Raw genomic sequence first — 24,813 nt, forward strand, 5'->3', positions numbered from 1 at the left:
AGCACCTACAATGGCCTGCACATCCCGCAACCCAGGACCGCATCATGCAAATTTCCGTTCACAAAGTCGTCACCATCGACTACACCCTCACCGATGATCAGGGCAATGTCATCGACAGTTCCAAGGGCGGCGACCCGCTGGCCTACATCCACGGCATCGGCAACATCATTCCCGGCCTGGAGTCGGCGCTGGAAGGCAAGAAGGCCGGCGACGCACTCAAGGTTTCCATACCGCCGCAGGAAGGCTACGGCGAGCGCGACGACAGCATGATGCAGGAAGTGCCGCGTCAGATGTTCGAAACCCCGGAAGAGATTCAGGTCGGCATGCAGTTCCACACCATGACCGAGAACGGCCAGCCGATGGTGGTTACCGTGGTGGAAACCTCGCCGGAGACCATCACCGTCGATGCCAACCACCCTCTGGCCGGTCAGACGCTGAACTTCGATGTCACCATCGTCGGAGTACGCGACGCCACCGCAGAAGAGCTGGAGCACGGCCACGTGCACGGCGCCGGCGGCCATCACCACTGATGAAAAACCGGCCGGGTCATGCCCCATGGGCTGACCCGGCCGGCATGGCCTGGCATTGAATCAGGCGTAATGCTTGATGTTCTTGCGTCCCCCGCCCTTGCCCTTCTTCTGCACGATTACCCCCTTCACCACCTCTACGCCGGGCACCTGTTCCATCGGGTAGGCAGGATTCAGTGCCTTGAGATAGCTGCGGCCTTCCACCACCACATACTGGCGGAAGATGTACTCATCGTTATGATAGGCCACGACATAGGAACCGTCCTTCACCACGTTCTTCGGGTAGATGACGATGACGTCGCCCTCGACGAACTCCGGCTGCATGCTGTCGCCCAGCACCATCAGTGCGTAGGGCTCGTTGCCCTCGCATGGGCTGGAAAACGCCGCCAGGCGCTCGTCCTCCACTGCCGGCGACTGTTCGTTCATGATGGGGATGAATTTTTCCACGCTCATGTTGCGCGCCTCCACTTGCTATGCACGCTTTGAGTCCACAGCTCAAAGCAAGTAATATTCCGCCTTCCGTTCCGACTGTTCGTCAGGGTCAACAACTATGAAACGTTATTCCGATCTGGTCGCTGAATGCCTGTCCGAGGTCAATGAACTGTTCCCCTGGGATTTGGAGGAAAAGCTCAAGGAGACACCGGACCTGTTGCTCATCGATGTGCGCGAGCCCTATGAATTTGCAGCGCTCCACATCGAAGGCGCCCTCAACGTGCCACGCGGCGTGCTGGAGTCGGCCTGCGACTGGGACTACGATGAAACCGTGCCGGAACTGGCTGGCGGACGCGAGCGCGAAATCGTCGTCATCTGCCGCTCGGGACACCGCAGCGTCCTTGCCGCCCACACCATGCAGCGCATGGGCTTCAAGCGCGTCTATTCGCTCAAGACCGGCATGCGCGGCTGGTTCGAATTCGAGCAACCCATGGTCGACGCCGCCAACAATCCGGTCGACGAGGATTTTGCCGAAGACTACTTCACCACCAAGCTGCGCCCGGAACAGCGCAAACCGGCCTAAAATCAGTCGCGAGTTGCGAACGGCTGGTCTGTGCCCAATATGCAACTCGCAAACTGAAACGGTTATTTATCCCCGTAATACGCCTGCGGCTCGAACCAGCTGAACTGCTTGTGCAACTGCACCACCTCGCCGACCACGATCAGGGTCGGTGCCTTGATTTCCTGGTTTTCGATCACCTTGAGCATGGTACCCAGGGTACCGATGAATTCCTTCTGCCGCGGCGTCGTCGCCTGCTGCACCAGGGCCATCGGCGTGTCGGACGAGCGGCCGTGCTTGATCAGATTGTCACAGATCACCGGCAGGCCCTTCAGGCCCATGTAGAACACTACGGTCTGGTTGGGCTGCGCCAGCGCCGACCAGTTGAGGTTCATGCTGCCGTCCTTGAGATGGCCGGTGACGAAGGTGACCGACTGCGAATAGTCGCGGTGGGTCAGCGGGATGCCGGCGTAGGACGACATGCCGATGGCCGCGGTGATGCCGGGCACCACCTGGAAGTTCACGCCCTCTGCGGCCAGGGTTTCGATCTCCTCGCCGCCGCGGCCGAAGATGAAGGGGTCGCCTCCCTTGAGACGGCAGACGCGCTTGCCTTCCTTCGCCAGCTTTACCAGCAGCATGTTGATCTGTTCCTGCGGCAGCGCGTGATTGTCGCGTTCCTTGCCGACGTAGATGCGCTCGGCATCGCGGCGGCACAGATCCAGCACCTGTTTGGACACCAGGCGGTCGTGCACGATGACATCGGCCTGCTGCATCAGGCGCAGGGCGCGGAAGGTCAGCAGATCCGGGTCGCCGGGACCGCCACCTACCAAGTACACCTCGCCTACCTTCTCATCCTTGCCGGCAGCCACCGCGGCCTCCAGCGCGGCCTGGGCCTGTTCATCCTTGCCGGCGAACACCAGCTCGGCAATCTCGCCCTGCAGGACGTTTTCCCAGAAATTGCGCCGTGCGTTGGTATCCTTGAAGCGGGCCTTGACCTTGTCGCGGAAACGTTCCACCAGTTGTGCCAGACGGCCGTAGGCGGCCGGGATGGCCGACTCCAGACGGGCGCGCAGCAGGCGCGCCAGCACCGGCGAGGCGCCGCCGGTGGACACCGCGATCTGCACCGGCGAACGGTCGATGATCGAGGGCATCACGAAGCTGCACAGGGCCGGGTTGTCCACCACGTTCACCGGAATGTGCCGCGCCTGCGCCAACTCGGAGACCAGGGCGTTGACCGCCTCGTCGTCGGTGGCTGCCACTACCAGCGCAACCCCTTCCAGGTCGGCAGGCTCGAAGGCCGCGCGGCGGCTGGTAATGGCGCCGCTGTCCACTTGTGCCTGCAACGCAGGAACCAGCACCGGGCTGACCACGTGTACCGCAGCACCGGCCTCCAGCAGCAGTCCGACCTTGCGCACCGCCACCTCGCCGCCCCCCACCACCAGGGCGCGGCGGTCCCGCACGTTCATGAAAATTGGCAATAAATCCATCGGCTTACTACTCGTTATATCGCCCTGGCGGGCAAAAGGCTGGTTAGTTTACCGCGAAGCACGGGCATAACCTAGCCCGATGTGGGGCCGCAATACCGTAAGACAATGCGGCCTCCGGAAACGCAAAGGGGCGCCGCAGCGCCCCCTGGGGAACCCGCCACCCCCGGCGCCTAGTGGGAAAAATCCTTCTTCGCCTTGGCGGCACTGGCCTTGGCGTCCTCCTTGATGGCCGTGCCGACATCCTGAAAGGCGCGTCCGGTATCCTTCAGACCCTGCTTGAAACCCTGCCAGGTTTCCTTCGCACCGTCCTTGATCTGTTGCGTCACCGGCTTGTCGGCAGCCTGATCGGCAGCGGCCTCTTCGGCCAGCACCACGCCCCCATTCAGCAGCAACAGCAGCAGCAACCAGGTACGCATGAGGTTCATTTCCAGAAGTCGTGCCAGCCCTGCTTGAAGCTGGCCCAACCGTCCTTCATCCCGCTCTTGAAGCCGGCCCAGAACCCCTGGGATTCGCCTTTGACCGCCCTGGCGCCCTCCTTGACTTCCTTTTTTACCTCTTTCGCCCCGGCCTTGATGTCGTCCTTGAGCTCCTTGGCGCCTTCCTTCATGCCCTCTTTCACATCGCGCGCGCCGGATTTGACGTCATCCCAGAACCCCGCGTGCGAAGGCTGCGCGAACGCCAGCAGCAGCACAGCCAAACCGATCCAGTGTTTCATCTTCATTGCCTGCAACTCCTGCCCTAGCGGGCGTTGATGACAGCGAGACCACCCATGTACGGCTGCAGCGCGGCCGGCACGGCGACGCTGCCGTCCTCCTGCTGGTAGTTCTCCAGGATCGCCACCAGGGTACGGCCGACGGCAAGGCCGGAACCGTTCAGGGTGTGCACCAGCTCAGGCTTTTTGGTCTCCGGATTGCGCCAGCGCGCCTGCATGCGGCGGGCCTGGAAATCCTGGAAGTTGGAACAGGAGGAGATCTCGCGGTACTTGTCCTGCCCCGGCAGCCACACCTCCAGATCGTAGGTCTTGGCGGAGGAAAAGCCCATGTCGCCGGCGCACAGGGCCATGGTGCGGTAGGGCAGCTCCAGGCGCTTCAGCACCTCCTCGGCGTGGCCGGTCAGCTCCTCCAGCGCCTGCCAGGAGTCCTCCGGCCGCACCACCTGCACCAGTTCCACCTTCTCGAACTGGTGCTGACGGATCATGCCGCGGGTGTCCTTGCCATAGGCGCCGGCCTCGCTGCGGAAACAGGGCGTGTGGCAGACGAACTTCAGCGGCAGGCGCTCGGCCTCGACGATGGTGTCGCGCACGATGTTGGTGACCGGCACCTCGGCGGTGGGGATCAGGTAGTAGTTCTGCTCGCCGCGCAGGGCGAACAGGTCCTGCTCGAACTTGGGCAGCTGGCCGGTGCCGCGCAGGCTGTCGGCGTTGACCAGATACGGCACGTAGGCCTCGGTGTAGCCGTGCTCGGTGGTGTGCAGGTCCAGCATGAACTGGATCAGGGCGCGGTGCATGCGCGCCAGCGGCCCCTGCATGGTGGCAAAGCGCGAGCCGGTGATCTTGGCGGCGGTCTCGAAGTCGAGCTGGCCCAGGCCCTCGCCCACGTCGACGTGATCCTTCGGCGTGAAGCTGAAACGGCGCGGCGTGCCCCAGCGGCGCACCTCCACATTGTCGTTCTCGTCCCGCCCGTCCGGCACACTTTCATGCGGGATGTTGGGCACCCCCATCAGGAGGGCGTTCAGTTCGTCCTGGATGGCGTTGAGGCGCGCCTCGGCCTCCTTCAGCCTGTCACCGAGGTCGGCCACGGCGGCGAGCAGCGGCGCGGTGTCCTCGCCGCGCGCCTTGGCCTGACCGATGGCCTTGGAACTGCTGTTGCGCTCGGCCTGCAGCTCCTGGGTGCGCATCTGGATATCCTTGCGCTCGGCCTCCAGGCGGCCGATGGCAGCGGTGTCCAGCACGAAGCCGCGACGCGCCAGCTGCTGCGCGGTGGTTTCCAGTTCAGTGCGAAAGAGACGCGGATCAAGCATGTTGTCGCCTTTCTATTTTTTACATTCAACAAAATCAGTACGCGTATAAACGCAAAGGGATGCACATCAACCCCATCAATTTGCGTTCATTTGCGGACCCGTTTTTCCCGGTATTCGCAGGGTGCGCGCCCAGCCTTGGTTCAATCGTTCACCCGGGCCGTCCAGCTCAGCATGTGTCCCGGCTTGATATCGTTCTTCAGGTGCTCGAGGATCGCCGCCACCTTGTCCGGCGTATCGAAAAACTCGACGATGAGCGGCAGGTCCAGCGACAGGTCCACCAGCTTGGCGGTGTGGATCTTGCCGGAAGCCCCGAAGCCGGCGATGCCACGGAACACGGTGACGCCGCGCACGTGCTCCCAGTCGTGCAGGCGCTTGAGCAGGTGATCCGCCTGGCCCTGCCCTTCGCTCAGGTAGATGCGCACCACGGTGACCTCGGTTCCGTTCATAGCTGCCTCCCCAGCACCATCCCGCCCCAGGCCGCGGCTACGCACAGCACGACACTGAGCAACATGTTCATCACGGCCCGCAACAGCTGGCCGTCCTCGATCAGATTGAGCGTTTCCAGCGAAAAGGTGGAGAAGGTGGTGAAGGCGCCGAGAAAGCCCACCAGCAGCAGGGCGCGCCACTCCGGCGCGGCGCTCATCCGTTCCACCAGCAGCACGTACAGAAACCCCATCAGCAGAGAGCCGGTCACGTTCACCGCCAGGGTGCCCCAGGGAAAGCCGCGCCCGAGCAGGCCGTACACCCAACCCGCCACCCAGAAGCGCAGCAGGGCCCCGACGGCACCGCCACCTGCAATGGCCAATATCTGTGTCATCGCTACCCTCAACCGCTATTTCTTCTTCTGCCGCGCCGCGCGATCCAGCTCGCGCAGATGGGCCAGCTTCTCGCCGATCTTGATCTCCAGGCCACGCGGTACCGGCTGGTAGTAGCGGCGCTCCGGCATCTCCTCGGGGAAGTAGCTCTCCCCCGCCGCGTAGGCCTCCGGCTCGTCGTGGGCGTAGCGATAGTCCTTGCCATAGCCCAGCTCCTTCATCAGCTTGGTCGGCGCATTGCGCAGATGGATCGGCACCTCGTAGGAGCCGTGCTGCTTCACGTCGGCCATGGCCGCATTGTACGCCATGTAGGCCGCATTGCTCTTGGGCGCACAGGCCATGTACACCACGGCCTGGGCGATGGCCAGCTCCCCCTCCGGGCTGCCGAGACGCTCCTGCACGTCCCAGGCATTCAGGGCCAGTTGCAGGGCGCGCGGGTCGGCGTTGCCGATATCCTCGGTGGCCATGCGCACCACGCGGCGCGCAATGTAGAGCGGATCGCAGCCGCCGTCCAGCATGCGCGCCAGCCAGTACAGAGAGGCGTCCGGCGACGAGCCGCGCACCGATTTATGCAACGCGGAAATCTGGTCATAAAAGACTTCGCCGCCCTTGTCGAAACGGCGTCCGCCGCCGGCCAGCACCTCGTGCAGGGTTTCCTCCGACACCACCTCCCGACCGTCCACCTTCTCCGCCAGATCGGCGGCGATCTCCAGCAGGTTGAGGGCACGGCGGGCGTCGCCGTCGGCGGCCTCGGCGATACGCGCCAGCAGTTCGGGCGCGATGGACAGCGGACGGTCGCCCAGCCCACGCTCGGCATCGTGCAGGGCCCGCTCCAGCACGGCGAGGATGTCCTCCACCGTCAGGCTCTTCAGCACATAGACGCGGGCCCGCGACAGCAGCGCGTTGTTCAGCTCGAAGGAGGGATTCTCGGTGGTGGCGCCGATGAAGGTGACGGTGCCGTCCTCGACGTAGGGCAGGAAGGCATCCTGCTGCGACTTGTTGAAGCGGTGCACCTCGTCGACGAACAGCACCGTGCCGCGGTTGTAGGCGGCGCGCACCTGCTGCGCCTGGGTGATGGCCTCGCGGATATCCTTGACACCGGACAGCACCGCGGACAGGGCGATGAACTGGGCGTTGGCACGGCCGGCGATCATCCGCGCCAGGGTGGTCTTGCCGGTACCCGGCGGCCCCCAGAACACCATGGAGTGCAGGTTGCCCGACTCGATGGCGAGGCGCAGCGGCTTGCCCGCACCGAGCAGGTGCGACTGACCGCAGTACTCCTCCAGCGTGGCCGGCCGCATGCGGTCGGCCAGCGGATGGAAGCGATCGCCGTCCTTCATTCCCCCACCACGTCGACGCCCGGCGGCGGCGTGAAGCGGAAGGCGCCCGCCTCGACGCGGGGATTGCGGCTCACGGTATGGAAGAACAGCCGCGTCATCTGGCCGAAGTTGTCCACCATCTCCATGGCGCGAATCACCTCGCCCTCCAGGGCCAGGCGGATGTAGGCGAAGGTGGCCTCCTTCTCGCGCGGCTTGAGGTCGATCCAGGTATAGCCTTCGTGATCGCCCAGCTCTTCCAGGGTAAAGCTGCGCTCCAGCGGCTCACTGCCCGTCAGCAGCATCGCCGGAGTGCTGCCCAGCGCCTCGGCCTGCGGCCGCACGGTAACCTGCTCCAGGTCTTTGTCGTACATCCACACCTTCGTGCCGTCGGCGACATAGAGCTGACTGTACGGCTTGGAGTAATCGAGGCGGAAACGGCCGGGGCGCGACAGCAGCAGCACCCCCTCGCTCTCCTCCTTGACGCGCTGTTCGGCGTCCACCAGGGTCTGCACGAACTCGGCGCGCATGGTCTTCAGACCCTTGAAAAAGGTATCCAACCGCGCCTTGCCGTCGGTGGCCTGGGCGATGGACGCCAGCAGCGGGGACAGCAGAACCGACAACAGGACGGTCCGACAAATCGGGATAATGTTCTTCATCACATTACTCAAAAGAATAGAAACGCGGGTTCATTCCGGCGGCGGCGGCGCCAGCACCTCGCGCGCACCGTTGGATTGCAGCGGGCCGACCACGCCGGCCGCCTCCATCATCTCCACCATGCGCGCGGCGCGGTTGTAGCCGATCTTGAGGCGGCGCTGGATGCCGGACACCGACGCGCGGCGACTTTCCAGCACGATCTGCACCGCCTCGTCGTACAGTGGATCGGACTCGGAACCCTCGCCACCGCCCTCGCCGGCGAAACCGCCTTCGCTGCTGTCGCCGCCGCCCTTGAGGATGTCCTCCACATATTCGGGGCGGCCGCGCTGCTTGAGATCGTCCACCACGCGGTGCACCTCCTGATCGGAGACGAAGGCACCGTGAATACGCGTCGGCACACCATGGCCCGGCGGCAGATACAGCATATCGCCGTTGCCGAGCAGGCTCTCGGCACCCTGCTGATCGAGGATGGTGCGGGAGTCGATGCGCGAGGACACCTGGAAGGCGATGCGGGTCGGGATGTTGGCCTTGATGAGGCCGGTGATCACGTCCACCGACGGCCGCTGCGTGGCGAGAATCAGGTGGATGCCCGCGGCGCGCGCCTTCTGCGCCAGGCGGGCGATGAGCTCCTCCACCTTCTTGCCCACCACCATCATCATGTCGGCCAGCTCGTCCACGATGACCACGATATAGGGCAGCGTATCCAGCGCGGGGCGCTGCTCCTCCAGCTCCGGCGCGTCGGGCACCAGCGGCTTCCACAAGGGGTCCTTGATGGGCTGCTTGGCGGCGATGGCATCCTTGACCTTCTTGTTGTAGCCGCCGACGTTGCGCACACCCAGCGAAGCCATCAGCTTGAAGCGCCGCTCCATCTCCGCCACGCACCAGCGCAGCGCATTGGCGGCATCCTTCATGTCGGTGACCACCGGCGCTAGCAGGTGAGGGATGCCTTCGTAGATCGACAGCTCCAGCATCTTGGGGTCGATCATGATCAGGCGCACGTCACGCGGCGTGGCGTTGTACAGCAGACTCAGGATCATGGCGTTGATCGCCACCGACTTGCCGGAACCGGTGGTACCGGCCACCAGCAGGTGCGGCATCTTGGCCAGGTCCGCCACCATGGGCACGCCGGCGATGTCCTTGCCCAGGGCCAGGGTCAGGTGCGAAGCGGCATTCTCGTAGGCCGGCGAGGTCAGCACCTCGGACAGGCGCACGATCTCCCGCGTCTCGTTGGGTACCTCCAGGCCGATGGTGGTCTTGCCCGGAATCACCTCCACCACGCGCACGGAGACGGACGACAGGGAGCGCGCCAGATCCTTGGACAGGTTGGAGATCTGGCTCACCTTGACGCCGGCGGCCGGCTGCAGCTCGAAACGGGTGATCACCGGGCCGGGATGCACCTCCACCACCTGGGCCTCGATGCCGAAATCCTGCAGCTTCATCTCCACCAGACGTGACACCGCCGCCAACGCCTCCGGCGAGATACGGTTGCCGCTCTGCTCGGCGACATCGAGCAGGGCCAGCGGCGGCAGACCGCCCTCGCCCGCCGCGGGCGCGAACAGCGGCACCTGCTTTTCCTTCTCCACCCGCTCCGACACCACCGGCGCCTGATTGATCATCGGCTCGATGCGCGGCGGCGGGCGCTTGGCCACCTTGGCCTTTTCCGTCTTTACCACCTGCTCGCGCTGTTGGCGCGCCTGACGGGCGGCGAGAAATTCATTGAGCTGCGGCAACAGCCGGCGCAGCCTGGCACCGAGGCGCAGGGTTCCCGCCCCCACCGCGTCCATCACCCACAGCCAGGACAGGCCGGTGAATACCGTCACGCCGGTCAGGAACAGGGCCAGTAGGAACAGGGTGGCACCGAGGAAACTGAACGAACCGACCAGACTGCGGCCCACCACATCGCCGAGGATGCCGCCGGCATTGAGCGGCAGGGCCACGTCGCTGTAATCGAAGTGCAGGAAGGCCAGACCGGCCCCGGCCATCACGGTGAGCACGAAGCCGGCGCCGCGCAGGACCAGTTCGGCATGATTCTGCGCGTTCTCCTCCTCGTTGCGGCCGCGGAACAGCAGCCAGCCGCTGTAGGCCACCATCACCGGGAACAGGTAGGCCATGTAGCCGAACAGATACAGGAAGATATCGGCAAACCAGGCGCCGGCACGACCGCCCAGGTTGGCCACCCCGGTACTGCGCCCCACGCTGGACCAGCCCGGGTCGGCCGGGTGATAGCTGTAGAGGGCGATGAGCAGATAGATGGCGACGGCGCCGAACAGATACAGCGCCGCCTCGCGCAGGCCGCGGCGCAGCTGCTGTCCGAGGACAAGACGATTCGGTTTCTTACTGCTTGCCTGGGCCAATGAAACTAACCTTTTACCGTAAGTGTTTTATGTAAGACTTTGTAATTATATAGGTTAAGCGCTGCGATTACAGCTGTTGCAGGGCCGGATGCACGATCGCCCCGCCACGCACGTTCACCCCGCGCGCCAGGGCCGCCTGGGCCTCCCAGCCACCCTGGGCCAGGCGCTGCACATAGGGGATCAGGGCCGCCGACAGGGCCTGCGAGGCGGTGCGCGGCACCGAGCCGGGCATGTTGGTGACGCCGAAATGCACTACGTTCTCCCACACATAGGTGGGGGCGGCCCAGGTGGTCGGACGCGTAGTCTCGATGCAGCCGCCCTGGTCCACCGAGATATCCACCACCACGCTGCCCGGCTGCATGGCGCGCACGGTGTCGGCACTGACCAGATGCGGGGCACGCGCACCGGGGATCAGTACCGCCCCCACCAGCAGGTCCGCTGCCAGCACCGCCCGCTCGATGGCGTCGGCATAGGGATACAGCGCCGTCACGTTGTCCCCCAGGGCACGCATCATGGCCAGCTTGTCGCGGTTGCGGTCGAACACCGTCACCTGCGCCCCCAGTGCCGCCGCCACCCTCGCCGCGCTGCCGCCGGCAACGCCCGCCCCCAGCACCACCACATGACCGCGCTCCGCCGCCGGCAGGCCGCCGAGCAAAAGTCCCTTGCCGCCCTGCGGTGCGGTGAGCAGCCAGGCCCCGGCCTGCGCGGCGATGCGCCCGGCGATGTCGCTCATCGGCGCCAGCAGCGGCAGGCGGCCGTCCGCCTCCTCGACGGTTTCGAAGCCCACGGCGGTGAGACCGATGCGCAGCAGTTCCTGCGTCAGCGCCGGTTCGGCGGCGAGGTGCAGGTAACAGAACAGAAGATGATCGGCACGCAGCAGCGGCCACTCCTGCGGCTGCGGCTCCTTCACCTTCACCACCAGCTGCGCCCAGCCGTACAGCGCCGCCGCATCAGGCAAGACGCTGACGCCTGCCGCCTGATAATCGGCATCGGCGTAACCGCTGAGGCGGCCGGCATCGTGCTGCACGGCCACTTCGTGACCCGCCCGCACCAATTCCGCCGCCGCCGCCGGGATCAGGCCGACGCGACCTTCCAGAGTCTTCACCTCACGGGGGATACCGATACGCATACGCTGTCCTTTACCCTGCGGGAACCATTCCGTAACATGCCTGCATCGACGGCTTGAACTTTGTCTGAGCGCCCCGATATCCGGCACCTGTTGCGCCGGAATTCTGGCATGAGATTCAGGAAATTAACTGCGATGGAGTCTACCACATGAGTCAAACCAAGCATTGCCGCCTGCTGATCCTCGGTTCCGGTCCCGCCGGCTACACCGCCGCCGTCTATGCCGCCCGCGCCAACCTCAATCCGGTGCTCATCACCGGCATGCAGCAAGGCGGCCAGCTGATGACCACCACCGAGATCGACAACTGGCCCGGTGGCGAACACGGCCTCACCGGTCCCGGCCTGATGCAGCAGATGGAGGCTCACGCCAGGCGCTTCAACACCGAAATCATCTTCGACACCATCGTCAAGGCCGACCTGTCCAAGCGCCCCTTCACCCTCACCGGCGACTCCGCCACCTACACCTGCGATGCCCTGATCATCGCCACCGGCGCCTCGGCCATGTACCTTGGCCTGGAATCGGAAGAGAAGTTCAAGGGCCGCGGCGTCTCCGGCTGCGCCACCTGCGACGGTTTCTTCTACCGCAACCAGAACGTGGCCGTGATCGGCGGCGGCAACACTGCCGTGGAAGAGGCACTGTACCTGTCCAACATCGCCAAACACGTCACCGTGGTACACCGCCGCGACAAGTTCCGCTGCGAGAAGATCCTCAGCGATCAGCTGATGGAGAAGGTCAAGGAAGGCAAGGTCACCATCGAGTGGAACCACGAAGTGGATGAAGTGCTGGGCGACAACTCCGGCGTCACCGGCCTGCGCATCAAGAGTACCCAGGACGGCAGCAAGAAGGAGCTGGCATTGACCGGCGTGTTCATCGCCATCGGCCACAAACCCAACACCGACCTGTTCGCCGGCCAGCTCACCCTGGAGCACGGCTACATCGTCACCCAGGGCGGCCGCAACGGTAACGCTACCGCCACCAACATCGAAGGCGTATTCGCCGCCGGCGACGTGGCCGACCACAACTACCGCCAGGCCATCACCTCGGCCGGCACCGGTTGCATGGCCGCGCTGGACGCCGAGGCCTTCCTGGAAAGCAAGGGCTGATTCCCCTTTCTTGCCGCACCCCCCCGCGGGTATGTCCCGCGGGGGGTTATGGGCCGTCAGCGACGCTTGAGCTGGTAGTACTGCACCGCGCGGTTGTGCTCCTCCAGCGTGGCGGAGAACTGATGGGTACCATCGCCGCGGCCAACGAAATATAAAGCCTCGCCGGGCGCCGGATGCAGTGCGGCATGGATGCTGTCACGGCCGGGCATGGCGATGGGCGTGGGCGGCAGACCGTGGCGGGTATAGGTATTGTACGGTGTGTCGCTGGTGAGATCGCGACGACGCAGATTGCCGTCGAAGTCCAACCCCAGGCCATAGATCACCGTGGGGTCGGTCTGCAGGCGCATGCGTTTTTGCAGGCGGCGCACGAACACGCCGGCGATGGCGCTACGCTCGGCGGGCTGGCCGGTTTCCTTCTCGATGATCGAGGCCAGGATCAGCGCCTCTTCCGGTGTCGCCAGCGGCAGGCCGTCGCTGCGTCGCTCCCACTCGTAGGCCAGCACCTCGCTCATCTGGCGATAGGCCCGGCGCAGAAACTCCACATCACTCATGCCACGTGGAAAATGATAGGTGTCGGGAAAGAAGCGCCCCTCCGGATGCTCGCCGGCATACCCCAGACGTGCCATCACTTCGCTATCGGTGAGGCCGGACAGGGTATGCGTCAGGTACGGACTGCCGCGTACGGCATCCATGACCTGGCGGAAATTCCAGCCTTCCACCAGGGTCAGTGCATACAGGTGCACACGCCCCTCCACCATCATCTGCAACAGCTGACGTGCGGTCATACCGGGCTCGACACGGTATTCGCCGACACGTATCTGGCGGGCACTGTCGGACAGGCGCGCCATCCAGACGAAATAGCGCGCACTGCTGATATGGCCCGCCTCCTCCAGTTGCCGCGCCACCGCCGTCAGCGAGGCACCGGGACGCACCTCGATGGTGGCGCCTTCCTCTCCCACCAGCAACGGCGCCGTGACGAAGGACTGATAGCCGAACCAGAACCACCCCAGCACCAGGCTGGCGACGAGCACCAAGGCGCCCAGCAAATGGAACAGACGTTCACGCATGATCCGGACTCTCAATGGCCTGCTGCAGGCACCGGGTCAACGGCCCCACTGCAAACTCCTGTTGCTCGAACTGCCGCACCGGCCACAGGCCGATGAGACTGTTGCAGAAAAACATCTCCTCCGCCGTCGCTACATCATCCAGCCGCAGCGGCGCCACCACACCCGGAATGCCGAGCCGGGCCGCCTGTTCCAGAATTTGCGCGCGCATGACACCGGCCACGCCGCATTCATCCAGCACAGGGGTCAGCAGACAGCCGTCACGCACCAGAAACACATTGCTCATGGTGCCCTCGACGAGGTGGCCGGCACCATCCAGCAGCAAGCCCTCGGCAATCCCGGGGTCGTTCCATTCGGCACGCGCCAACACCTGCTCCAGCCGGTTGAGGTGTTTGATGCCGGCCAGGCGCGGATTGCTGCCCAGGCGCAGCGTGCACAGACGGGCGCGCACGCCCTGCGTGGCGTACTGCTCCGGATAGCCCGGCCAGGGATGCAGGGACAGGATGCGCCGCGGCATGGCCTGCTCGGGCAGCCGGTAACCGCGACCGCCGGAACCGCGGGTGATGACAATCTTCAGCACGGCACGGGCATGCCCGGCACACAACTGCAAGGCTTCTGTGTGCAACAATTCCACGGGGGGCGGCACGATACCGAGGCGGGCACAGTCGCGTTGCAGGCGGTCCAGGTGCTGCGACCACAATTGCGGGACACCGTTCCTGACGGCGAAGGTTTCGAACAGGCCGTCGCCATACAGCAGACCGCGATCATCGGCCGCTATCTGGTCGCTGTCCTTGCCGTCGATGAGCATGCGGGGAAAAAACACCGGCCCGCGCCAGCGGGCCGGTGCGAAGGCTTAGATCTTCTTGAACACCAGGGTGCCGTTGGTACCGCCGAAACCGAAGGAGTTCGACAGGGCGATCTCGATCTTGCGCTCCTGTGCCGTATTCGGCACGTAGTTCAGATCGCACTCGGGGTCCTGGTTGAAGATGTTGATGGTGGGCGGCGCCACCTGATCACGAATCGCCAGGGTGGTGAACACCGCCTCGATACCGCCGGCGGCTCCGAGCAGGTGGCCGGTCATGGACTTGGTGGAGCTCATCGCCAGCTTGTAGGCGTGGTCGCCGAAGGCCGCCTTGGCGGCATCGGTCTCGGCCTTGTCACCGGCCGGGGTCGAGGTGCCGTGGGCGTTGATGTAGTCCACCTGTTCCGGGTTGATACCGGCATTGCGCATCGCGGCCTGCATACAGCGCCTGGCGCCGTCGCCGCCGGCGGCCGGCAGGGTCATGTGGTAGGCGTCGCCGCTCATGCCGTAACCGATCAGTTCGGCGTAGATGCGCGCGCCGCGCGCCTTGGCGAATTCGTACTCTTCCAGTACCACCACGCCGGCACCGTCGGACAGCACGAAACCGTCGCGGTCCTTGTCCCACGGCCGGCTGGCAGTGGCGGGATCGTCATTGCGGCTGGACAGGGCGCGGGCGGCACAGAAACCGCCCAGTCCCAGCGGCGAGGTCGCCATCTCGGCACCGCCGGCGATCATCACGTCGGCATCGCCGTACTCGATGATGCGCGCGGCGTCACCGATGCTGTGGGTGGCGGTGGCACAGGCAGTGACCAGCGCAATATTCGGGCCCTTCATGCCGTACATGATCGACACATGACCGGAGATCATATTGATGATATTGCTCGGCACGAAGAACGGGGAGATGCGGCGCGGGCCGTTGGCCATCAGGCTTTCGTGCGCTTTTTCGATGCCGGGCAGACCGCCGATGCCGGAGCCGATAGCCACACCGATGCGCTCGGCATTTTCCTCGGTCACCGTCAGGCCGGAATCCTCGATGGCCTCTTTGGCGGCGGCGATACCGTAGTGGATGAAGGGGTCCATCTTCTTCGCCTCTTTGGGCGAGAGATAGTTCTCGACATTGAAGCCTTTCACCGAACCGCCGAAATGGGTGGTGAATGCCGAGGTATCGAAATGGGTGATGGGAGCGATGCCGCTCTTACCGGCGAGAATATTCTCCCAGGATTCCTTCACATTCAGGCCGACAGGGGAAACCATGCCCAAGCCGGTGATCACAACGCGCCGCTTAGCCAAGGGACATACCTCTTAGAAATTTGCTTCCTGTTAAAGCGCGAGGCCGCGACCACTCAACGTGGATCGGCGGCCTCGTACAGGGACAACAGGCGAATCAGCCCTGGTGGGCGTTGATGTAATCGATGGCCTGCTGAACCGTGGTGATCTTCTCGGCCTCTTCGTCCGGAATCTCGGTCTCGAATTCCTCTTCCAGAGCCATCACCAGCTCGACGGTGTCGAGGGAATCTGCGCCCAGGTCGTCGACGAAGGAGGAGCTGTTCTGTACCTCTTCTTCCTTAACTCCCAACTGCTCGACAACGATCTTCTTGACGCGTTCTTCGATGCTGCTCATGACAGGTATATCCTCCAAAGATAAATGACCGCGGTATTGTAATTAAACCCACCGGCCTATGCCAGACAAATGATGGTGCCGTCCCGGCTGCGAAACGGCATCACGACACGCCACTAACTGTTTGTTTAAAAATAAACTTTTTAGCTTACGCCATGTACATGCCGCCGTTCACGTGCAGGGTCTCGCCGGTGATGTAGGCCGCCTCGGGGGAGGCCAGGAAGGCCACGGCCGCGGCGACCTCCTCCGGCTGACCGAGACGGTTGAGCGGGATCTGCTTGAGCAGATTCTCCTTGTGCTCGTCGGCCAGGGCGCGCGTCATGTCAGTGTCGATGAACCCCGGCGCCACGGCGTTGACGGTGATGCCGCGGGCGCCGACCTCGCGCGCCAGCGACTTGGTGAAACCGAAGATACCGGCCTTGGCGGCGGCATAGTTGGTCTGGCCGGCATTGCCGGCCGCTCCCACCACCGAGGCGATGCTGATGATGCGGCCCTTGCGTGCCTTGGTCATGGCGCGCAGGCAGGCCTTGGACATGCGGTAGACGGACTTGAGGTTGGTGTCGATGATGGCATCCCACTCCTCGTCCTTCATACGCATCAACAGATTGTCGCGGGTGATGCCGGCATTGTTCACCAGTACGGTGGGCGCGCCGAACTCCTGGGTGATCGCCTCCAGCACCGCGTCGATACTCGCCTGCTCGGTGACGTTCAGCGCCACCCCCCTACCCTTCACGCCCGCCTGTTTCAGGTAGGCGGTAATCTGCTCGGCGCCGCTTTCGGAGGTGGCGGTACCGATCACCGTGGCGCCACGCTGGCCCAGGGCCAGGGCGATGGCCTTGCCGATGCCGCGGCTGGCGCCGGTGACGAGGGCGATTTCATTTTCCATGGACATGGGTTTCTCCTCAGCTCAGGGCCGCCAGCGCCTCATCCAGGCTGGCGGTATCGACGATGGCGAAAGTCTTCATATCTTTGGCGATGCGCTTGTTGAGGCCCACCAGCACCTTGCCGGGACCGCACTCGACCAGGGCATCGACGCCGTCGGCGGCCATCTTCTGCACCGTCTCCACCCAGCGCACCGGGCTGTACAGCTGGCGCGCCAGGGCCTGGCGCATGGTGTCGGCATCGCTCGCCACCGCCACATCGACATTGTTTATCACCGGGATCTGCGGCAGCTGCACGCTGATGCCGGCCAGACGCTGGGCCAGGCGCTCGGCGGCCGGCTGCATCAGCGCGCAGTGCGACGGCACGCTCACCGGCAGCGGCAGGGCGCGCTTGGCGCCCATGGCCTTGGCCGCCTCCATGGCGCGCTCCACGGCGGCGGCATGACCGGCAATCACCACCTGCCCCGGTGAATTGAAATTGACGGCGGACACCACCTGCCCCTGCGCCGCACCGGCACAGGCCTCGACCACCTGCGCGTCCTCCAGGCCGAGGATCGCCGCCATGGCGCCGGTACCGGCAGGAACGGCCTCCTGCATGTAGCGGCCACGCTCGGCCACCAGGGCCACGCCGTCGGCAAAGGACAGCGCCCCGGCGCACACCAGCGCGGTGTACTCACCCAGGCTGTGGCCGGCCATCACCACCGGCGTCTTGCCGTTCATTTCCTGCCATACGCGCCACGTCGCGACGCCCGCGGTGAGCATGGCCGGCTGGGTGATGTGGGTCTGGTTCAGCTCGTCGGCCGGACCATTCTGGGTCAACTGCCACAGGTCATAGCCCAGCGCAGCGGAGGCCTCGGCGAAGGTGTCGCGCACCAGCGGATGGGCTGCGGCCAGTTCGGCCAGCATGCCGACGGATTGTGAGCCCTGACCGGGAAAGACAAAGGCTAACGACATGAAATCCCCCAGACGTTATCTTTTTACAAAGCTCAACACTATCCGCAAACGAACGCAAATTCACGCGAATGGAAAGCCGGTTTTTGCGTCGAGCGGCGTTGATTCGATCGTTAATCCGGATCAATACCGCACCAGCGCCGAACCCCATGTGAAGCCGCCGCCGAAGGCCTCCAGCAGCAGCACGTCACCGCGCTGGATGCGGCCGTCGCGCACCGCGGCATTCAGCGCCAGCGGCACCGAGGCGGCGGAGGTGTTACCGTGCTCGGCCACCGTCATCACCACACGGTCCATGGTCATCTTCAGTTTCTTTGCAGTGGCCTGGATGATGCGGGTGTTGGCCTGGTGCGGCACCAGCCAGTCCACCTCGCTCTTGTCCATATGATTGGCTTCCAGGGTTTCATCGACGATGCGGCCCAAGGTGTTGACCGCCATCTTGAACACCTCGTTGCCGCTCATCTCGATGTACGGACCGTCCTCGCCCTGCACCCCTTCCGACACGCCGCCATTGGTGGTGAGCAGCGATTCGTAGCTGCCGTCGGCGTGCATGTGGGTGGAGAGGATGCCCGGCTCGCTGCTCGCCTGCAGCACCACGGCGCCGGCGCCATCGCCGAACAGCACGCAGGTGTTGCGGTCGGTCCAGTCGACGATGCGCGACAGGGTTTCGGCGCCGATCACCAGGGCGTTGCGCACGCCGCCGGCGCGGATGAACTTGTCGGCCACGCCGAGGGCATAGACGAAACCGGTGCACACCGCCTGGATATCGAAGGCGGGACAACCGTGGATATCGAGGCGCTGCTGCAACAAGCAGGCGGTGCTGGGAAACACGCGATCCGGCGTGGTGGTGGCAACGATGATCAGGTCGATCTCGTCCTTGCCGATGCCGGCCGCCTCCAGCGCCTGACGCGCGGCCTGCTCGGCCAGATCGCAGGTGGTCTGACCATCGGCGGCGATGTGGCGTTCCTTGATGCCGGTGCGGTCGGTGATCCACTCGTCCGACGTGTCGACCATCTTTTCCAGGTCGGCATTGGTCAGCACCTTGTCGGGCAGATAACCGCCCGTACCGATAATGCGTGAATAGTTCAAACTGCGCGCCTTTCTTCCAGCAGGGTTGTCAGTTGTTCCCGAATGCGTTCGGGGACGTTCTTGCGCGTCTCCACCACCGCCTCGTGGATGGCGTGGGCAAAGGCGAAGACATCGGCACTGCCATGGCTCTTGATCACGATGCCGCGCAGGCCGACCAGACTGGCGCCATTGTAGCTGCGCGGGTCGATGCGCGCACGGAACGCCTTCAACACCGGCAGGGCCACCAGACCGGCCAGACGCGTCAGCAGGTTGCGCTTGAACTCCTGACGCATGTAATGGCTGATCATCTTGGCCACGCCCTCGCTCGCCTTGAGCGCCACGTTGCCGATGAAGCCGTCACACACCACCACGTCCACGGTGCCCTTGTAGATGTCGTCACCCTCGACGAAACCGACGTAATTGAGCTTGCTCTGCTGCAACAGGCGCGAGGCCTCCTTCACCTGCTCGTTGCCCTTGATCTCCTCCTCGCCGATATTGAGCAGACCGACGCTGGGGGACGCGATGTTGCCTACGGTCTGCGCCAGCACCGAACCCATGACTGCGAATTCGTACAGATTCTCCGCACCGCTGTCGACGTTGGCGCCGAGGTCGAGCACGTAGGACTGGCCGCGAATGGTGGGCAGTGCGGTGAGGATCGCCGGCCGATCGATACCCGGTAGGGTCTTGAGCACGAAACGAGCGGTGGCCATCAACGCGCCGGTATTGCCGGCACTGACGCAGGCCTGGGCGACGCCATCCTTCACCAGGTTGATGGCGACGCGCATGGAAGAGTCTTTCTTGTTGCGCAGGGCATGGGACGGCAGATCGTCCATGCTCACCACCTGGGAGGCATGGTGTACGCGCAGGCGCTCGGCGGCAACCGCCGGATGGCGGCGCAACTCGGCGTCGAGAATCTGCTGGTCACCAACCAGGATGATGGAAAGTTCGGGATGGGACTCAATGGCCTGCAGGGCTGCCGGAACCACCACGCCGGGGCCGTGGTCGCCGCCCATGGCATCGAGCGCTATCGTCGTTGTTGTCGCCGTCATCGCTATGGATCAGTCTGGTTCAGACACGCGAAAGCGGCCTCAACGAAACCGGCTGCACGGCAACCGGCACGCGAGGCCGCTTTCGCAGTGACACCGCCTGATCTTACTCGCCCTTGACGTTCAGCACCTTGCGGCCACGGTAGTAGCCGTCCGGGCTGATGTGGTGACGCAGGTGGGTCTCGCCGGTGGTCGGCTCGATGGACAGGGCGCCTGCCTTCAGCGCGTCGTGGGAACGGCGCATATCGCGCTTGGAGCGGGTCTTGCGGTTTTGCTGAACAGCCATGGTGTTACCTCGTTAAAGAGTCTTGCTCACTGGTTTTTAAGTCCGGCCAGGACCGTAAACGGATTTTCACGCGCGGCCCCGGCCTCATTGTCCGTCCCCGCCCCCGTCACCGCCGGCGCACATTCATCTTCGGCGTGGCGCGGCACGATGGGCAAAGAAAGAATCAATTCGTCTTCAATCACCTCACGCAGGAACAGCGGTTCCTCCGTGACATACAATGGTTCGTAGATGTCGGGCAGCTTTTCCGCCTGAGCTTCGCTGGTCACTACACCCAACAGGCGCTCCACCTCGATGAAATGGATCACCGGCCCCAGGCAGCGCTGACACACCAGAATGACCTCGGTGCGCAACTGCAGGCGCATGAAGGCACGCCGTTCGACGTCAACACGGAAATCCAGCGCCACCTCCACCTCACCGGGCACTTGCGCCAGCAACGGGGCAAAACGCTCCATCTCCGCCATGGGCATGCGCCCGCGCAACTGCGCGCCGGCCCGGGCCAGACGCAGCGGGTCTATATGGAGGGGAAGGCGCTCGTCCGACATAAGCGGCGCATATTACTCCGCGGGGACGCTTTTTGTCAAAACCGTTTTACTCAGAAACTCCTTCTGATTCCGTAGCTTCCATGGACCGGATCGCACTTTTGGCTTGACAAGGCTGGGCGATTTCCCTAAATAGCATGGGGCAGAAAACGGCATATCCCCCTATGCCGTTTTTTTTGCCTTTTATCCATCCTAGGAGCTAGTCGGACCCGGACCGGTCTGCCGCGCCGGTTCTTTGCCAGGGCGGCCCGGAACGATAGCGAGAGCCGCCTGTGATAAAGAAAATCCTCATTGCCAACCGCGGCGAAATTGCCGTGCGCATCGTCCGCGCCTGCGCCGAAATGGGCATCCGCTCCGTGGCGGTCTATGCCGAGGCGGACCGCCATGCGCTGCACGTCAAGAAGGCCGACGAGGCCTACAGCCTCGGCCCCGACACCGTCGCCGGTTATCTGAATGCCCACCGCCTGGTCAATCTGGCCGTCGCCACCGGTTGCGACGCCCTGCACCCGGGCTACGGCTTCCTGTCGGAAAACCCCGAGCTGGCCGAGATCTGCGCCCGCCGCGGCATCATCTTCATCGGTCCCGACGCCGACGTAATCCGCCGCATGGGCGACAAGACCGCCGCCCGCGAGGCGATGATCGCCGCCGGCGTACCGGTCACTCCCGGCTCCGATGGCAACGTGGAATCCCTGGAGCATGCCGTCGAAGTCGCCAAGGGCCTGGGCTACCCGGTGATGCTCAAGGCCACCTCCGGCGGTGGCGGCCGCGGTATCCGCCGCTGCGAGAACGAGGAGGAACTGCGCCGCAATTTCTCCCGCGTGGTGTCCGAAGCCACCAAGGCCTTCGGCAGCGCCGAGGTGTTCCTGGAAAAGTGCATCGTCGACCCGCGCCACATCGAGGTGCAGATCCTGGCCGACGCCCACGGCAACGTCATCCACCTCAACGAGCGCGACTGCTCCATCCAGCGCCGCCACCAGAAACTGATCGAGATCGCCCCCTCCCCCCAGCTCAACCAGGAACAGCGCGACTACATCGGCGGCCTGGCGGTCAAGGCGGCCGCGGCGGTGGGCTACCGCAACGCCGGCACGGTGGAGTTCCTGCTGGACAAGGACGGCACCGTCTATTTCATGGAGATGAACACCCGCCTGCAAGTGGAGCACTGCGTCACCGAGGAGATCACCGGGGTGGACATCGTGCAGGAGCAGATCCGCATCGCCGCCGGCCTGCCGCTGCGCCACGCCAACACCAACCTGCGCCCGCGCGGCTATGCCATGGAGTTCCGCATCAACGCCGAAGACCCCAAGAACGGCTTCCTGCCCAGTTTCGGCAAGGTCACCCGCTACTTCGCCCCCGGCGGCCCCGGCGTGCGTACCGACGGCGCGCTGTATACCGGCTACGAGATCCCACCTTACTACGACTCCATGTGCGTCAAACTCATCGTCTGGGGACCGGACTGGGAAACGCTGCTGAACCGAGCCCAGCGCGCCCTGCGCGACATCGCGGTGTACGGCGTGAAAACCACCATTCCCTACTATCAGGAGATCCTCAAGAACGAGGAGTTCCGCAGCGGACGCTTCGATACCAGTTTCGTCGATACCCATCCGGAACTGGTGGAGTACTCCATCAAGCGGCCGCAACGCGAGATCGCGGCCGCCATTGCCGCCTCCATTGTCGCCTCCATGGGTCTCTAAGACCCGTATCCAACCTACGGAAACTGACACAATGCCCAAGGTTCATATCACCGAAACCGTACTGCGCGACGGCCATCAGTCCCTGATCGCCACCCGCATGCGTACCGAGGACATGCTGCCCATCTGCCAAAAGCTGGACAAGGTTGGGTTCTGGTCGCTGGAAGTCTGGGGCGGCGCTACCTTCGACGCCTGTCTGCGTTTCCTGAAGGAGGATCCGTGGGAGCGCCTGCGCGTGCTGCGCCGGGCCCTGCCCAACACCCGTCTGCAGATGCTGCTGCGTGGCCAGAACCTGCTCGGCTATCGCCACTATTCCGACGATGTGGTGCGTGCCTTTGTCGAGCGCGCCGCCGCCAATGGCGTCGACGTGTTCCGCATCTTCGATGCCCTCAACGACACGCGCAACCTGCGCACCGCCATCGAGGCGGTGAAGCAAAACGGCAAGCACGCCCAGGGCGCCATCAGCTACACCACCAGTCCGGTGCATGGCATCGCCCAGTTCGTGGCCATGGCCAAGGAGATGGAGGCCATGGGCTGTGACAGCATCGCCATCAAGGACATGGCCGGCCTGCTCACCCCCAGCGCCACGGCCGAACTGGTGGACGCGCTGGTCGCCGCCGTCAAACTGCCCATCGCCGTGCACAGCCACGCCACTGCCGGCCTGGCCAGCATGTGCCAGCTCAAGGGCATCGAGCACGGCGCCGCGCACATCGACACCGCCATTTCCGCCTTCGCCGGCGGCACCTCGCACCCGCCCACCGAGTCCATGGTGGCGGCCCTGCGCGGCACCGAATACGACACCGGTCTCGACCTCGCCCTGTTGCAGGAGATCGGTTTCTATTTCCATGAGGTGCGCAAGAAATACCACCAGTACGAAAGCGAATACACCGGCATCGACACCCGGGTGCAGATCAACCAGGTGCCGGGCGGCATGATCTCCAACCTGTCCAACCAGCTGCGCGAACAGGGCGCGCTGGGACGCATGAACGAGGTGCTGGCCGAGATCCCGCGCGTGCGCGAGGACCTGGGCTATCCCCCGCTGGTCACGCCGACCTCGCAGATCGTCGGCACCCAGGCCGTGCTCAACGTACTCACCGGCGCGCGCTACAAGAACATCACCAACGAGGTGAAGTTCTATCTGCAGGGCCGCTACGGCAAGGCGCCGGGCACGGTCAACTCCATCGTGCGCCAGCAGGCCATCGGCAACGAGGAGGTGATCGAGTGCCGTCCCGCCGATCTGCTGAAGCCGGAACTGGACAACCTGCGTGATCAGGCCGGCGCCCTCGCCCACAGCGAGGAAGACGTGCTCACCTTCGCCATGTTCCCCGAAGTGGGGCGCGAATTCCTCGAGCAGCGCGCGAAGGGCGAACTGAAGCCGGAACCGCTGGAGCCGCTGCCGAGCGAAAACGGCCACATCAGCGCCGCCCCCACCGAATTCAACGTCACCATGCACGGCGAGACCTACCACATCAAGGTCACCGGCACCGGTCACAAGAATCGCCAGCAGCGCCCGTTCTACATCACCGTCGACGGCCAGCCGGAAGAGGTGAACGTCGAGATCCTCGAGGAACTGTTCTCCGAAGTCGCCGATGCGCCGGCCAAGACCGCCAACGGCAACAGCAAGCGGCCGCGCGCCACCAAGCCGGGCCACGTCACCACCTCCATGCCGGCCGCCGTGGTCGACGTGATGGTCAAGGTGGGCGACGAAGTGAAGGCCGGCGCCCCGGTGCTGGTCACCGAGGCGATGAAGATGGAGTCGGAGATCCAGGCCCCGGTGGCGGGCACGGTAGTGGCCGTGCACGTGGTCAAGGGTGATCGCGTCACCCCGGACGAAGCCCTGGTCGAGATCGAATAATTGAAACTGATCCTTGCATCGACCTCGCCCTACCGGCGCGAGTTGCTGGGACGACTCGGCCTCGCCTTCGACACGGCGGCGCCCAACACCGATGAAACGCGCCTGCCCGGTGAAACCCCCAAGCAGTTGGTGCGCCGTCTGGCCGAGGCCAAGGCACGCGCCGTGGCGAAGGAATTTCCCCAGGCGCTGATCATCGGTTCGGATCAGGTGGCCGTGCTGGGCGATCGCATCCTCGGCAAGCCGGGTGATCACGCCACCGCCGTGCAGCAGCTGACCGCCGCCTGCGGCCGGCGCGTGACCTTTCTCACCGGCCTGTGCCTGTACAACAGCGGCAACGATCACTGCCAGGTGGACGTGGTGCCGTATACGGTGGAGTTCCGCACCCTCAACGCGGTGCAGATCGAGAACTACCTCAAGCGTGAACAGCCCTACAACTGCGCCGGCAGTTTCAAATCCGAGGGACTCGGCATCAGTCTGTTCCGCCGCATGGAAGGCGAGGACCCCAACGCCCTCATCGGCCTGCCCCTGATCCGCCTCATCGACATGCTGACGGCGGAAGGGGTGAACGTCTTATAGGGTTCGCGTTTCGATTGGATTCATTTGCCCACGAATTTGCGTCGTCG

26 protein-coding genes and 1 pseudogene are annotated in these 24,813 nt (G+C 64.4%); 6 read left to right on the top strand and 21 right to left on the bottom strand.

Annotated features, from left to right (window positions below; genetic code table 11):
- Window positions 1–44 precede the first annotated feature (44 nt).
- On the top strand, window positions 45–530 hold the full coding sequence (locus EP379_RS08250; protein WP_127477350.1) for an FKBP-type peptidyl-prolyl cis-trans isomerase: 486 nt from the start codon (window positions 45–47) through the stop codon (window positions 528–530).
- A gap of 60 nt (window positions 531–590) precedes the next feature.
- On the opposite strand, the gene EP379_RS08255 is transcribed toward EP379_RS08250, so the two are convergent.
- The gene (locus tag EP379_RS08255) at window positions 591–980 is read right to left on the bottom strand and encodes a S24 family peptidase (protein WP_127477351.1); all 390 of its coding nucleotides are present in this window, start codon (window positions 978–980) and stop codon (window positions 591–593) included.
- Between the two features lie 97 nt (window positions 981–1,077).
- Between EP379_RS08255 and EP379_RS08260 the strand changes: the two genes are divergently transcribed.
- On the top strand, window positions 1,078–1,542 hold the full coding sequence (locus EP379_RS08260; protein WP_127477352.1) for a rhodanese-like domain-containing protein: 465 nt from the start codon (window positions 1,078–1,080) through the stop codon (window positions 1,540–1,542).
- Between the two features lie 62 nt (window positions 1,543–1,604).
- Here EP379_RS08260 and cysG read toward each other — a convergent pair whose 3' ends face one another.
- The 10 genes and pseudogenes from cysG to ald form a co-directional block, all read right to left on the bottom strand.
- Window positions 1,605–3,005, bottom strand: a complete 1,401-nt coding sequence (gene cysG, locus EP379_RS08265) for a siroheme synthase CysG (protein ID WP_127477353.1) — start codon at window positions 3,003–3,005, stop codon at window positions 1,605–1,607.
- A gap of 170 nt (window positions 3,006–3,175) precedes the next feature.
- Window positions 3,176–3,421, bottom strand: a complete 246-nt coding sequence (locus EP379_RS08270) for a hypothetical protein (protein WP_127477354.1) — start codon at window positions 3,419–3,421, stop codon at window positions 3,176–3,178.
- A 5-nt stretch (window positions 3,422–3,426) separates the two neighbouring features.
- Window positions 3,427–3,726, bottom strand: coding sequence for a hypothetical protein (locus EP379_RS08275; protein WP_127477355.1), 300 nt, complete (start codon window positions 3,724–3,726; stop codon window positions 3,427–3,429).
- A 17-nt stretch (window positions 3,727–3,743) separates the two neighbouring features.
- Window positions 3,744–5,024 (bottom strand): serine--tRNA ligase, encoded by a 1,281-nt coding sequence (gene serS / locus EP379_RS08280; RefSeq protein ID WP_127477356.1) that lies wholly within the window; start codon window positions 5,022–5,024, stop codon window positions 3,744–3,746.
- 140 nt (window positions 5,025–5,164) lie between these two features.
- A complete protein-coding gene (locus tag EP379_RS08285; protein ID WP_127477357.1) occupies window positions 5,165–5,470 on the bottom strand; it encodes a DUF190 domain-containing protein in 306 nt (101 codons plus the stop codon).
- Window positions 5,470–5,841, bottom strand: a pseudogene (gene crcB, locus EP379_RS08290) (fluoride efflux transporter CrcB); the annotation flags it as partial. The pseudogene crcB and the gene EP379_RS08285, both read right to left, overlap by 1 nt.
- 15 nt (window positions 5,842–5,856) lie before the next feature.
- Window positions 5,857–7,179, bottom strand: coding sequence for a replication-associated recombination protein A (locus EP379_RS08295; RefSeq protein ID WP_127477359.1), 1,323 nt, complete (start codon window positions 7,177–7,179; stop codon window positions 5,857–5,859).
- Window positions 7,176–7,814, bottom strand: a complete 639-nt coding sequence (gene lolA, locus EP379_RS08300; RefSeq protein ID WP_127477360.1) for an outer membrane lipoprotein periplasmic chaperone LolA — start codon at window positions 7,812–7,814, stop codon at window positions 7,176–7,178. Before lolA ends, EP379_RS08295 begins: the two co-directional genes overlap by 4 nt.
- A gap of 30 nt (window positions 7,815–7,844) precedes the next feature.
- The gene (locus EP379_RS08305; protein WP_127477361.1) at window positions 7,845–10,166 is read right to left on the bottom strand and encodes a DNA translocase FtsK; all 2,322 of its coding nucleotides are present in this window, start codon (window positions 10,164–10,166) and stop codon (window positions 7,845–7,847) included.
- A gap of 67 nt (window positions 10,167–10,233) precedes the next feature.
- Entirely contained in the window at window positions 10,234–11,295 is a 1,062-nt protein-coding gene (ald, locus tag EP379_RS08310; RefSeq protein ID WP_127477362.1) for an alanine dehydrogenase, read from the bottom strand.
- A 146-nt stretch (window positions 11,296–11,441) separates the two neighbouring features.
- On the opposite strand from ald, the gene trxB reads away from it, so the two are divergent.
- Entirely contained in the window at window positions 11,442–12,395 is a 954-nt protein-coding gene (trxB, locus tag EP379_RS08315; protein ID WP_127477363.1) for a thioredoxin-disulfide reductase, read from the top strand.
- Window positions 12,396–12,451: 56 nt separating this feature from the next.
- Here the strand turns inward: trxB and mltG are convergent, their stop codons facing one another.
- The 10 genes from mltG to EP379_RS08365 all read right to left on the bottom strand — a co-directional run bounded on the left by mltG (window position 12,452) and on the right by EP379_RS08365 (window position 20,650).
- Window positions 12,452–13,462, bottom strand: a complete 1,011-nt coding sequence (mltG, locus tag EP379_RS08320; RefSeq protein WP_127477364.1) for an endolytic transglycosylase MltG — start codon at window positions 13,460–13,462, stop codon at window positions 12,452–12,454.
- A complete protein-coding gene (pabC, locus tag EP379_RS08325; RefSeq protein ID WP_232023888.1) occupies window positions 13,455–14,282 on the bottom strand; it encodes an aminodeoxychorismate lyase in 828 nt (275 codons plus the stop codon). The genes mltG and pabC overlap by 8 nt, the downstream gene beginning before the upstream one ends.
- Before the next feature lie 30 nt (window positions 14,283–14,312).
- A complete protein-coding gene (gene fabF / locus EP379_RS08330) occupies window positions 14,313–15,551 on the bottom strand; it encodes a beta-ketoacyl-ACP synthase II (protein WP_127477365.1) in 1,239 nt (412 codons plus the stop codon).
- 94 nt (window positions 15,552–15,645) lie between these two features.
- Window positions 15,646–15,882, bottom strand: a complete 237-nt coding sequence (acpP, locus tag EP379_RS08335) for an acyl carrier protein (protein WP_127477366.1) — start codon at window positions 15,880–15,882, stop codon at window positions 15,646–15,648.
- A 145-nt stretch (window positions 15,883–16,027) separates the two neighbouring features.
- Window positions 16,028–16,771, bottom strand: a complete 744-nt coding sequence (gene fabG / locus EP379_RS08340; protein WP_127477367.1) for a 3-oxoacyl-ACP reductase FabG — start codon at window positions 16,769–16,771, stop codon at window positions 16,028–16,030.
- Window positions 16,772–16,781: 10 nt separating this feature from the next.
- Window positions 16,782–17,714: an ACP S-malonyltransferase gene (fabD, locus tag EP379_RS08345; protein WP_127477368.1), complete on the bottom strand. Its 933-nt coding sequence runs from the start codon at window positions 17,712–17,714 to the stop codon at window positions 16,782–16,784.
- A gap of 120 nt (window positions 17,715–17,834) precedes the next feature.
- Window positions 17,835–18,797, bottom strand: coding sequence for a beta-ketoacyl-ACP synthase III (locus tag EP379_RS08350; protein WP_127477369.1), 963 nt, complete (start codon window positions 18,795–18,797; stop codon window positions 17,835–17,837).
- A complete protein-coding gene (plsX, locus tag EP379_RS08355; RefSeq protein WP_127477370.1) occupies window positions 18,794–19,825 on the bottom strand; it encodes a phosphate acyltransferase PlsX in 1,032 nt (343 codons plus the stop codon). The genes EP379_RS08350 and plsX overlap by 4 nt, the downstream gene beginning before the upstream one ends.
- Window positions 19,826–19,928: 103 nt before the next feature.
- Window positions 19,929–20,108 carry a 50S ribosomal protein L32 gene (gene rpmF, locus EP379_RS08360; protein ID WP_127477371.1) on the bottom strand — a complete coding sequence of 60 codons (180 nt, stop codon included), beginning with the start codon at window positions 20,106–20,108 and terminating at the stop codon, window positions 19,929–19,931.
- A gap of 26 nt (window positions 20,109–20,134) precedes the next feature.
- Window positions 20,135–20,650 (bottom strand): YceD family protein, encoded by a 516-nt coding sequence (locus tag EP379_RS08365; protein ID WP_127477372.1) that lies wholly within the window; start codon window positions 20,648–20,650, stop codon window positions 20,135–20,137.
- A 269-nt stretch (window positions 20,651–20,919) separates the two neighbouring features.
- Here EP379_RS08365 and EP379_RS08370 point away from each other — a divergent pair, with 269 nt between their 5' ends.
- From EP379_RS08370 to EP379_RS08380, 3 genes are read left to right on the top strand one after another with little or no spacing between them, the layout of a single operon-like run.
- Window positions 20,920–22,338, top strand: a complete 1,419-nt coding sequence (locus EP379_RS08370; protein WP_127477373.1) for an acetyl-CoA carboxylase biotin carboxylase subunit — start codon at window positions 20,920–20,922, stop codon at window positions 22,336–22,338.
- Between the two features lie 31 nt (window positions 22,339–22,369).
- Window positions 22,370–24,190, top strand: a complete 1,821-nt coding sequence (gene oadA / locus EP379_RS08375) for a sodium-extruding oxaloacetate decarboxylase subunit alpha (RefSeq protein WP_127477374.1) — start codon at window positions 22,370–22,372, stop codon at window positions 24,188–24,190.
- Window positions 24,191–24,766, top strand: coding sequence for a Maf family protein (locus tag EP379_RS08380; protein WP_127477375.1), 576 nt, complete (start codon window positions 24,191–24,193; stop codon window positions 24,764–24,766). It begins immediately after the preceding gene.
- Window positions 24,767–24,813: the final 47 nt, after the last annotated feature.

The sequence above is a fragment of the Sulfurivermis fontis genome (assembly GCF_004001245.1).
Taxonomy (GTDB): domain Bacteria; phylum Pseudomonadota; class Gammaproteobacteria; order Thiohalomonadales; family Thiohalomonadaceae; genus Sulfurivermis; species Sulfurivermis fontis.